General features: G+C 68.3%; 9 protein-coding genes and 2 pseudogenes. 6 read left to right on the forward strand and 5 right to left on the reverse strand.

The window, feature by feature from the left end; genetic code table 11:
• Positions 1-137: 137 nt before the first annotated feature.
• Complete coding sequence (locus tag ABZ078_RS43400) at positions 138-1,421, forward strand: FAD-dependent oxidoreductase (protein ID WP_356584064.1); 1,284 nt, start codon at positions 138-140, stop codon at positions 1,419-1,421.
• Between the two features lie 481 nt (positions 1,422-1,902).
• Here ABZ078_RS43400 and ABZ078_RS43405 read toward each other — a convergent pair whose 3' ends face one another.
• A complete protein-coding gene (locus tag ABZ078_RS43405; RefSeq protein ID WP_356584065.1) occupies positions 1,903-2,520 on the reverse strand; it encodes a hypothetical protein in 618 nt (205 codons plus the stop codon).
• 448 nt (positions 2,521-2,968) lie between these two features.
• Here ABZ078_RS43405 and ABZ078_RS43410 point away from each other — a divergent pair.
• Positions 2,969-3,418 (forward strand): annotated as a pseudogene (locus tag ABZ078_RS43410) (transposase); the annotation flags it as partial.
• Positions 3,415-4,008, forward strand: coding sequence for a hypothetical protein (locus ABZ078_RS43415; protein WP_356584066.1), 594 nt, complete (start codon positions 3,415-3,417; stop codon positions 4,006-4,008). The pseudogene ABZ078_RS43410 and the gene ABZ078_RS43415, both read left to right, overlap by 4 nt.
• A 47-nt stretch (positions 4,009-4,055) precedes the next feature.
• On the opposite strand, the gene ABZ078_RS43420 is transcribed toward ABZ078_RS43415, so the two are convergent.
• Positions 4,056-4,727, reverse strand: a complete 672-nt coding sequence (locus tag ABZ078_RS43420) for an SUMF1/EgtB/PvdO family nonheme iron enzyme (protein ID WP_356584067.1) — start codon at positions 4,725-4,727, stop codon at positions 4,056-4,058.
• Between the two features lie 700 nt (positions 4,728-5,427).
• Between ABZ078_RS43420 and ABZ078_RS43425 the strand changes: the two genes are divergently transcribed.
• A complete protein-coding gene (locus tag ABZ078_RS43425) occupies positions 5,428-6,057 on the forward strand; it encodes a hypothetical protein (RefSeq protein WP_356584068.1) in 630 nt (209 codons plus the stop codon).
• Positions 6,058-6,142: 85 nt separating this feature from the next.
• Here ABZ078_RS43425 and ABZ078_RS43430 read toward each other — a convergent pair whose 3' ends face one another.
• Entirely contained in the window at positions 6,143-6,706 is a 564-nt protein-coding gene (locus ABZ078_RS43430; protein ID WP_356584069.1) for a dihydrofolate reductase family protein, read from the reverse strand.
• Positions 6,707-7,034: 328 nt separating this feature from the next.
• On the opposite strand from ABZ078_RS43430, the gene ABZ078_RS43435 reads away from it, so the two are divergent.
• Entirely contained in the window at positions 7,035-8,606 is a 1,572-nt protein-coding gene (locus ABZ078_RS43435) for an AMP-binding protein (protein WP_356584070.1), read from the forward strand.
• Here the strand turns inward: ABZ078_RS43435 and ABZ078_RS43440 are convergent.
• Positions 8,569-8,952: a hypothetical protein gene (locus tag ABZ078_RS43440; protein ID WP_356584071.1), complete on the reverse strand. Its 384-nt coding sequence runs from the start codon at positions 8,950-8,952 to the stop codon at positions 8,569-8,571. The two genes, ABZ078_RS43435 and ABZ078_RS43440, sit on opposite strands and share 38 nt — an antisense overlap.
• Positions 8,867-9,873: pseudogene (locus ABZ078_RS43445) on the reverse strand (IS5 family transposase). Before ABZ078_RS43445 ends, ABZ078_RS43440 begins: the two are co-directional and overlap by 86 nt.
• 188 nt (positions 9,874-10,061) lie before the next feature.
• On the opposite strand from ABZ078_RS43445, the gene ABZ078_RS43450 reads away from it, so the two are divergent.
• Positions 10,062-10,715, forward strand: coding sequence for a GNAT family N-acetyltransferase (locus ABZ078_RS43450; protein ID WP_356584072.1), 654 nt, complete (start codon positions 10,062-10,064; stop codon positions 10,713-10,715).
• Positions 10,716-10,921 lie beyond the last annotated feature (206 nt).

Below are 10,921 nucleotides of genomic sequence, written 5' to 3' on the forward strand. Positions count from 1 at the left end.
GCCGCGGACTACGGCAAGCGGACCGTGTTCAAGACCGTCGGCGTCGCCATGCAGGACTGGGCCGTCGCCCGCCTGCTGGCCGACAAGTTCCTCCCCTGAGCCGTCCCGCCCCGGTCCGAACTACAGGAAGTGCAAGGATGCCAGACCACGCAGTGATCGTCGGCGCGGGCGTGATCGGACTCGCCACCGCCCACCGCCTCGCGCTCGACGGCCTGTCCGTCACCGTCGTGGACGCGACGCGCGGCGAGGCGGGAGCGTCCGTCCACAACGCCGGGTGGATCGTCCCGATCATGTCGGCTCCCGTCCCCGCCCCCGGGATGATCGGCAAGGCGCTGCGGTGGATGGCCCGCAAGGACAGCCCTCTCTACGTCCGCCCCACGCCGCGCCCCGAGCATGTGCGCTTCATGCTGAGCATGCTGCGCCACTGCAATCCCCGGGACTTCCAGCACGGCCTGGAGTCTCTCGTCTCCCTCAACGAACGAACCGTCTCGTTGTTCGACGAGTACGAAAAGGACGGCGTCCGCTTCGAGTACCACCGCACCGGCCAGCTCATGGCCTTCCACACCCGGGAGACCATGCGGGAGTACCAGGCGACGGCGGCGCCGTTGGAGCGGATCGGCCACCTCGCCGTCCCCCTCTCCGGCGATGAGCTCAGGGATCTCGAACCCGCGCTCGGCAAACAGGTGCGGGCGGGCCTCCAGTGTCCGCAGGAACGACACGTCGACCCGACGAGTCTGGTCAAGGGCCTGACGGCCCGCTGCCGGGAACTCGGCGTCCGGTTCCTGCACAACCGACGCGTGACCGACATCCGTCACCGTGGCCCGGCGGTGACGGCGGTGGTCGCCGGGGACGAGGAGATCCACGGGGATGTCTTCGTCCTCGCGGCGGGCGCGCACACCGGCCCGCTCGCACGGAAGGCCGGGTTCTCCCTGCCGATCCAGCCGGGCAAGGGATACGGCTTCGACGACACGACCGGTTCGGTGACCCTGCGGCACGCGGTGTACCTGGGCGAGGCGAAGGTGGCCGTCACGCCGCTGTCCGGCCGACTGCGGTTCGCCGGGACGATGGAGTTCGGCAGCTTCGACGCGGCCATCGACCCGCATCGGCTGCGAGGCATCGTCCGCTCCGCCCACGAGTTCCTCCCCGGCTTCGCCGCGGGGGCGCGGCCGCACGGCTGGACGGGACTACGCCCTATGACACCCGACGGACTGCCGGTCATCGGACCCCTGCCGGGCAAGGACAACGTCCTGGTCGCGAGCGGCCACTGCATGCTCGGCGTGACCCTGGCGCCGGTGACGGCGGAGATCATCGCGGCGCAGGTCAAGGGAGGCCAGGGGGCTTCCGGTACGACGGCCGCGGCCGCCCCCTTCTCACCGCAGCGATTCGCCTCGCGACGGGCGCGGACGGCGCGGACCGACTGAGGCGGGTCGGGATCGACACCGGCCGCGGAGCCGCAGAGCCGCAGAGCCGCAGAAGCACAGAACGGGAACGAGCCACTCGGCTGCCTGCGACTGTGAAGAGAACTCCCAGTCGGGACGACAGGATTTGAACCTGCGACCCCTTGCCCCCAGGAGTGAGGGCCGTAGGAACTGACGACACATATCCGGTGCGGCGGCCCGTTGTCGCCTCGCGAAGCCGCGGTCTTGGTGTTCGCCCTCGTCCATGAACCGCTGGCCAGTCCGCGCTTGGGCGACGGGGCCTCGATGTTGCGGGGCGAGTACCGTGCCAGAGCTCGAGTCGTGCCTGGGCGAGGTCCACGAGGTCGATCGTGTTCCGGTCGAGCCGGTCCATGAGCTCAATGACCGCGCTGTGGGAGGCCGTCGAGAGTGGCTTGCGACCCGGGTATCGGAAGCGCCGCTCCTTTCCTCGGCAGTTGCGGCTCAATCATGTTGGCTGCTGCTGTCAGCGGCTGCTCGTTTGGCCCGCGATCCAGCCGTCCGCGTTGACGCAGTCGGTCAAGTGATGGCGGGAGACAGCGTAGAAGGCAGTATCCAGCCGCTCCACATCACGCATCTCCTGGAGGTGCGGAGCCAGCGCCCGGAAGCCTCCGCCGTGGAATCCGGCCTCCGTCAACGCCCGGTCCATGTCGGGTGCGAGTTCACCGCGCCGGCCTCCGCTCAGCGTGTTGATGTACGCCGGGTTCATACCGTTGGAGGATACGAGCACCTGCGCGTTGCGGCTGTCGTAGAAGCAGCTGTAGGCGATGCCGTATGACTCCGACAGCGAGCGCAGGATCTGCGTCTTGCATCCTGTCCAGCCGGTCATGCCGTCGACTTCGATCGCAACGGACCAGTCGTTGTCGACAGCCGCCGCGGCGAGGAGGGGCGTCTCACGGTCCTCCGGGGCGCCCATGTTCTCCTGGACCCACGCGTACTCGTGATGCTCCTGCAGTTCCTTGAGTACGTCCTCGACCGTCTGGTATTCCACGACGCCAAGGGCCGTGAGGAGTTTCTGAGGGCTTGTCGGGGCAAGAGTGAACGCTGCGGCACCACACTCGCGATACCACTCGGACAGATCCATTGCTGCTTATCTCTCTGCTGTGCATACGAAAGCGAACCCGCAGTGTGACACGGTGAAGGGCCAGCAGGAACCATCCTTACTGGTTGTCCGGCTGCGCGTGCGCCGGTACTTCTGCGACCGCAGGAGCTGTTCCCGTACGACGTTCGTCGAGCAGGTCCCGGGTCTGTCCACCCGGTATCGCCGTTCCAGCACCGGGCTGACCAGCTGGCTGCGGTCGATCGAGCTCGGCGGCCGGCCAGCCGCCCGGCTGTGCCGACGCCTGAGCCTGGCTGCGGGCCGGACTCTGCTGCTTCGGCCGCTGACAGCGCGACGGTGCCGGACTGTGCGCCGAGGGTGCTGAGGGTGGACGAGTTCGCCTTCCGCGAGGGCTGCACCTACGGAACCGTGCTGGTCGACGTCGAAGCCGGCCGGGTCGTGGACGTGCTGCCCGGGCACGGCAGGGCCCGACCGTACCTCCGAGACGTTCGCGGCCCGGCTCAAGGAGCATCCCGGCGCGGAGATCATCTGCCGGGACCGAGCCACCGCCTACACCAAGGCGGTCAGGGAAGCAGCCCCCGACGCCCTCAAAGTAGCTGATCGCTGGTATGTGCTTCAGAACCTGTCCGCCGCGGTGGAGAAGACCTGCCACCAGCACCTCGACTGCCTGCGCAGACACACCGGGGAAGAGACGGTGACCGAAGAAGTGCCCGAAGCTGCCCCGATGCTGTTACCGCCCGCGGAACTGCCACGCACCCAGATCATCGAACGCACCCGCCACCGACCGCTACGAGGACATCCACCGCCTGCTGGAGAAACGCTGGACGATCAGCGCGATCGCCCGCGGGCTGAACCTCGACCGCAAGACCGTCCGCCGTTTTCGCGACACCGACCTCGACCAGCTGCTTGCCTCGGCCCGTGAACGGCCCCAACGGCGTCCCGGAGCCGTTCAAGGCATATCTGAACACCCGCTTCACCCAGGCTCAAGGCCAGGTCAGCGGCACCCAGCTGTATCTGGAGATCCAGGCCCGCGGCTACCGCGGCAGCCGCCGGGTCGTCCGCAAACACCTCGCCACCCTGCGGGCGGGCACCGCAGAACCTGTCTGGGCCGACATCCCAAGCCCCCGCAAGTTCATCTCCTGGATCATGCGGCCCCGGGAGACGCTCACCGAGAGCCAGGACGCGCGGCTGCTTCAGGTCCGGCTCGCCTGCCTGGACGTCGCCCGAGCCTGCGACTTCGCCCGGGCCTTCGCCGACCTGGTCCGCCACCAGCGCGGATACCTGCTGCTGGAGTGGATCCGGCAGGCCGAGCAGGATGCCCCGAAGCCGATGAAGGGCTTCGCCGGCTTCCTCCCCCAGGACCTTGAACGCCCTCACCGCCGCACTGACACTGCCGTGGAGCTCTGGGGTGGTCGAAGGCCACGTGAACCGGGTGAGAACACTCAAGAGAGCAATGTTTGGCCGGGCCTCGTTCGACCTCCTGCGGGCCCGCATCCTCACCCAGCTGGGTGATGTCGCGCGGCAGCGGATCTCGACCCGTTGCCAGGTGGCACCGTGCATCAGCGCACCACGGAACGCGCGACGCGGAATCCGACGTCGTCGACCCGAAACGTGGGGTGGCTGCGGCGCCTCACGGAGGCCCGGCAGCTCCAGTGCTCGTCGAACCAGCCGCCGCCTCGCAGAACTCGGTAGGTGCCGTAGACCTCGGCGTCGTAGATGTCCCAGCACCACTCCCACACGTTGCCGAGCATGTCATGAAAGCCCCAGAGATTGGGACGCCTGCCTCCCACCTCGTGGATGGTCTCTGCCGAGTTGCCGCGATGCCAAGCGATCTCGTCGAGGGAGCCGTAACGCGGTCCCGCCGTACCGGCCCGGCAGGCGTGCTCCCATTCCGCTTCGGTCGGCAGCCGGTACCCGTCGGCCGATACGTCCCATTCAATGTCTTCGCCGCCGACCTGCCGGTAGGCGGCCGTGAACCCCTTGCGTTGCGACAAGGCGTTGCAGAATCGGACCGCGTCCCACCAGGAGACGCCCTCGACGGGCAGACGGTCCCCACGGGCGGTGCTTGGACGCTCACCGGTCACATGCGCGTACAGCATCTGGGTGATGGGATACGTCGCAAGCCGGTAGGGGTCCAGCTCGACCGCCCAACTCCGCTGGGTCCGCCGGTCCGACAGAGTGACCTGCCCGGCCGGAACCGGGATCATCTCGGGCCCTGCACTCGCATCCATGAGCAGACGATCTTACCGGTGCTTTCACGAAACTGCGGACAGAGCCATTTTCAAGGAGCCCCAACAACATTTCCTGGAACTTCGGGCTGCGTCAACGGAGATGGCGGTGAAGCAGCCGAAGGACCATCTGCGCAGCTAAGTGCCCTGCGGCCATCCAAAAGCGGCAGCAACATGGCTCGTGATCGCCGGTTAGCCAAACCAATGGCGTCGTCGACCGCACCGTGCAGAACCGGATAACCGACGAGCACAGCCGCTCGACGGTGAAGAAGACCATCGCCGTCCCGGTCCGCGTCGTGGAGAAGGCAGTCCGGCCGAGGCGCTCGTGGCCGCCTCCCACGACCAGAGTGGATCTGGACCGTGCGTCGCCAGACCACACCCGCGACCGGCGGGCCGACCGAGGGCGGTCGCGGGCATGCGTCGCTTGACTACGCCTACGACAGTGCCGATTCCGACCCGCTACAGAGCGCCCTGTGCCGGATCAGCCCCAGCCACGCCCCACTGACCCGTGTCCCGCCTGCACCTGCTCGACGTGCGCTGGACCGCCCACCCACGAGCGGACGGCGGCGTCCGGTGGGAGACAGGTTCCATGGGCAGCTTCGCTGAAGATCAAGACGGCTGAGTCAGCTGTCCCGGATGAGCCAGGCGGATAGAGTTGCCCCGCAGGCTGAGAGAGGTGACGGTGAGCTCGACAGGGGCGTGGGTGGTCGGCGTCATCCCTGACGCCGAGGCTCGGGAACTTCCGAACCGTTACGTCCATCTCATACAGCCCGGCGATTGGAAGAAGCCGCCGGATTTCAGCCAGGAGCTGGCCTGGTGGTTGAACGGCGGCGAGGAAGAGACGTTTTTCGAGCGCGCCAAGGGTCCTTCCGGACCCTTGGCGCCCACGTCATTCGCCCATCGTTTCGCGGACTTCATCGAGGACGCCAACGTGTCCACCGCGGCCACGGACGCAATGCAGGACGCGAGTATGGCGTTGATGCCACAGGCAGTTGGCGCTGGTCTCTTCGTTGCGACTGCCCGGAAGGCAAATCCGGTCGCGGCCCTGTGCTACGGCCTTGGCGCTCAACGATCGGCGATGCTTCCCGGCTGGTTCGGGAACTTCCTGCTGTCCGCCGACGAGGTTCGGGCCGCTCTGCCTCGGGCTGAGGAAGCCCTGCTCCTGTCCGACGCGCAGCGAAGCACCGCCCTCTCCCGGATTGCCGACTGGATGACCGCGATGGGCGACACACCCGACTGCGATGCGGCGGAACTCATCGACGCGCCCCTACGGGTTATGCGATACGCCGCAGAGGCCGGATCCGGTGCTGCTGCGTTCAGCCGCTGGTACTGACCTCGGTCTGGCACTCACGGGCTGCTGAGGACGCGCCGCCGGAGTAGGTCGAGGTTCGCGCGGCCGTAGCCCATGCGTTTGAAGCTCAGCGCCTCGTCTCGTACCGGGTCAGGATCACGCCGCAGGGAAGCGTCCGCGTCTCCACCAGGTTCAGGTTCACCCAGCTGTCCAGCGCGGTGAAGAACGGCGTGCCGCCGCCCACCAGGACCGGCGTGGTGGCCAGTACGTATTCGTCAATCAGCCCGGCCCGCATGGCCGCCCCGGCGAGCGTCGCGCCGCCGATGTCCATCGGGCCGCCGTCCTCGGCCTTGAGCCGGGTGATCTCGGCGACCGCGTCGCCGGTGACCAGGCGGGTGTTCCAGTCGACCTTGTCGATCGTCGAGGAGAACACCACCTTCGACATGTCCCGCCAGCGGCGCGCGAACTCGATCTCCGCCGGGGTGGCGCCCGGCTGCTGGTCGCCGGTCGGCCAGTAGGAGCTCATCGTCTGCCACAGCTTGCGCCCATACAGCGACAGGTCGGTCGCCTGCAACTGGTCGGACCAAAACTGGAACAGCTCGTCGCTCGGCACGCTCCAGCCGATGTCGTCACCGGGCGCGGCGATGTAGCCGTCCAGGGTCAGGTTCATGCCGTAGATCAATTTCCGCATGGTGCCGGCCTTCCGTGAGTCGGTCTCACGCGTGCAGACCGGCGCGGCGCGGGAAACTCATCGGTGCGCGATCTTCGGTGCTGGGGACAGGTTCCGCCTGCCCTCCTCTCGGAAGGTGGGCATCGTGGGCGTACGGGCCTCACCGCCTTCTTTTTTTCGCGTCCCGGCCTCCCACCTGGGGGTGAAGGCCCCCGGAAGGGGAGCGTCATGAAGCGCCTGGTGTGAACGGCGCCCGCCGCAGCCGGGTGGTGACTCGGTGCGCTGGTTCCATGGCAGGGCCCGGTTTGGCGAGGATGGGCGCAGCTCTCCCGTGGTGAAGGAGACCTTCATGGCAGTCGTCCGTGCCGTCGCATCCGGCTCGTGCCTCTTCCGGCTCCTTGTCGAGAGACCGGTGGGGGATTCCGCGTTCGTGCTTGTGTCGCCTGATCTCACGGCGTACTCCCTGACGTGTGGCGAACTACGCGTGGACGCCGAGCGGTTCTCCGTCTTCCTGCGGGAACGGGGTGTGGGGCCTGGGCAGGCAGTGGCGGTGCTGTTGGACCACTCTCGGGAGTTGCTTGCGCTGATGCTGGGGATTTGGCATCGGGGGGCGGTGGCTGTGCCGCTGTTCACGGAGCTGGGTCCCGAGGCCGTCGCCCATCGACTGGGGCGGAGCGGGGCCGAGCTCGTGTTCACGTCCGTAGAACAGAGTTCAAAGGCAGCGGGGGTGCCCGGTGTCGAGGTTGTCGTAGTCGACGGGGACGGGGCGATGGGGGCGGATGTCTTTGCTGCCCGCGGTGATGTCGGAGAGCCTGCCTCCTACGCTCCGGATGCGGCAATCGCCTGCCTGTTCACCTCCGGCACGACGGGAGTGCCCAAGGGTGTGCCGGTCACGATGGCGATGACGGACGTCTTCCGCGCCGGATTGTCGTGCTGCGCCGACGCCCGTCCGAACGATCTGCTGTGGGTGCAGTCACCGCCGGCGTGGGGCTACTTCGTCTTCTTCGGGTTGCTGGCTGCGCTGCTGGAGGGGGTGCCCTCGCTCGTCCTGTGTGGTGCCGCGCCATCGCCCGCCCTGGTGCGGGATGTGTTGCACGCTCACCCGGTCACCAACTTCGCCTCGGTGCCGACCATGTACCGGGCGTTGCGCGACGAGGCCCCGCCGGATCCGATGCGGCACATGGTGCGGCGCTGTCTGAGTTCGGGTGAGCCGTTGCCGGAGCCAGTGCGCGAGTGGTGCGAGGAGGTGCTGGGGCCCGTATCCGATGCGCTGGGGCAGACCGAAACGGGCGGCTGGTTCCTGGCCAACGCCGACAGCTCCGCTCTTGTGGCCGCCGGGCAGACGCAGCGGCCGCAGCCGCGGTCCGCCATGGCTGTCCTGCCCGGTTTCGATGTGCGGGTCCTTGAGCTGGAGACCGCTGATCCAGCCCCGGCCGGTGTGGCCGGGCGGATCGCGCTACGGGTGCCCACAAGTCCGCTGATGGCGTTTCCCGGCTATCTCGACGACCCCGAACAGACGGCCGTCCGGTATCCGCACGGTCCCGAGTGGTACGTCACCGGGGATGCGGGTGTCCTCGGCGACGGCGGTCTGATCACTCCGCTGGGCCGCGCCGACGACCTGATCATCTCGCGTGGCTTCAACGTGGCCCCCGCCGAGATGGAAGCGGTCCTGCTGCGGCATCCCGCGGTCGCCGAGGCCGCGGCCGTGGGCGTGCCCGATGACCGTCACGGACAGGCGCTGGTTCTGCAGGCCGTGCCGGCCGCGGGCGTCGGCGGGGAAGTCGAGGGGCTCTCGGCGGAGCTGAAGGCGTTCGTCGAGGCGGACTACGGGGACCCGGTGCCGATCAGGGAGGTGCGGATCGTCGCGGAGCTGCCGAGGACCGTCACGGGCAAGATCCGGCGCATGCTGCTGGAGCCGTGACCGTCGTGTCGCGGTCTGCTTGCAGGGCCTGCTCGGCCCGTCGGGCCAGCCGGTCGGCGAGCTGCGGGGCCCGGCCGAGGTGACGGAGCGGGTCCAGGGCGCGGGCCAGTTGGTCCCGGGTGAGGGGGACGCCGGGGATGGTCAGCAGGTGCTCCTGGAGCGGGCGGCGGGCTTCCTGGGCGTGCTGGCTGTGCTCGTAGACCCAGGTGTGGGCGGCTTGTTTGCCGAGCACGGGGGCTAGGGGGTGTTCTGAGTTCAGATCATGTGGCGGGCCGGAGGCTGCGGAGCCATATGACGGCGCCGCGTAGGTGGAGTCCGGCGAGGTAGCTGTCGGGCGTCTTGTCATAGCGAGTGGCCAGACCGCGCCACTCCTTGATCTTGTTTATGCAGCGCTCGACGGTGTTGCGGTCCTTGTAGAGGTCGGCGTCGTGCGTGACGGGACGGCCGCCGCGCGAGCCCTTCTTCCTGCGGTTGGCGGTCTGGTCGGCTTTCTCTGGGATGACGCCCCTGATCCGGCGTCGGCGCAGGTAGGCGCGGTTGGCGCGGGAGGAGTACGCCTTGTCGCCGGCGATCGCGTCCGGGTGGGTGCGGGGCCGGCCCGCCGGACCGCGGACCTTGATCCGCTCGACGACCGGGATGAAGCGGGGACTGTCGGCGGCCTGCCCGGGCGTGAGCATGAAGGACAACGGCCGACAGCGACGCTCGGCCGCAAGGTGGGTCTTGGTGGTCAGCCCGCCGCACGAGCGCCCCAGCTCGGCCGCGCGAAGCCGGGCCCTGCGGCGGCGGCGCACGCGGCGGCGTTGCTCGCGAGTCGCGTCGTCCGTCTCGTCGGCCGGGTCGGGCACCGCCGATAGCGGTTCGTTTTGCCCCTTTGGTGAAGCCCCTTTTCCTCCGCGACGGCCTTCTCCAGATTCCGCAGCAACTCCGGGTCGACGACCACCCCGGCCGCGTGGTGGTGCGCGCGGGCCACCGTGGAGTCCACGCTGACCAGGCTGAGGTCGACCTGCCCCCGCGTTGCGGCCTTGGCGATCATCTCGTCCATCAATGCCTGAAAGGTTCCAGCCGCCACCCACAGCTGGAACCGGCCGTAGACGGTCGACCAGGATCCGTAGCGCTCAGGGACGTCCCGCCGCGGACTCCCAGTCCGGTACCGCCACATCACCGCATCGAACTGTCGGCGCAGGTCAGGGATTGGCCCACGCTCACCCAGCGGCAAGAACGGCTCCACCAACTCCCATTCGGCATCGCTCAGATCACCACGCGTCACACCGCAGTTCTACCGGGCCGTGATCGCCCGGCGTCGGTGATCTGAACTCGGAACAGTCCCAGTGGCTACCCGTGGCAATCGCTCGTGATTCTTGGCCAAGCGACCTACTCCTATGGTCAAATCCCGCGCCTGTTGCGTAAGGTTCATTTTGCACTATCACCTATTACCATTCAGGGGGGCGGGCGGCGATGCCGGACACCAGGATCAGTGAGCTCGTGCGGATGTGGATCAACGGCTGGGTCGTCTCCCGCGGCAGCTCGGACCCGGTCGACGAGCCGTGGGGGTGGACGATCGACGTCGGGCAGCCCAAGCACGTCGCCCGGCACGTCCTGCCGGAGCCCTCCGAGGCCGATGTGCGCAAGATCGTCGCCGCGACGAGCGCGCCCGGGACGTGGCTGAAGCTGTTCGCCGAGGACCAGGCGGTCCTGCCCTGGGTCGGGCCGGGCTGGCGGCGCGACAGCCCCGGTTTTCTGATGACCTGCCACCTAGTACCGGAGCGCCCTGAGGTGCCGGCCGGTTACACGCTCACCAGTTGGACCCGGGGCGACGTCAGCCGAGTACTGGTCCGCACGCGTGCCGGGCACTTCGCCGCCCGTGGACAGATCGCCCAGGTAGGCGCCCATGTCGTGGTCGACCAGGTCGAGACCGCCGCCGAGCACCGGCGCAAGGGCCTGGGCGGCCTGGTGATGCGCACGCTGCAGAGCGCCGCGTACGAGGCCGGTGCAAAGACTGGCCTCCTGGTCGGCACGCCCGACGGTCGGGCGCTTTACTCCTCGCTGGGCTGGACCATGCGCTCACCGATGACGAGCCTCTGGTACGAGCCATCGGATGCCGCCCAGTGAGCTGAATATGACACCACTGGCCCACCTCGCCGGACTCCACCTACGCGGCGCCATCCTGTGACTCCGCAGCCTCCAACCCACCACGTGATCTGAACTCAGAACAGTCCCTAGTAGTGCTTGGTCAGGTTGATTCGCCGGTGGCGTGTCCGTTTGATCGGGTGTGTCGTTGACCGGGTGTGCTGGGTGGGGAGTTGGCCGTGGTCCGG

The organism is Streptomyces sp. NPDC006385, from assembly GCF_040612485.1.
Taxonomy (GTDB): Bacteria; Actinomycetota; Actinomycetes; order Streptomycetales; family Streptomycetaceae; genus Streptomyces.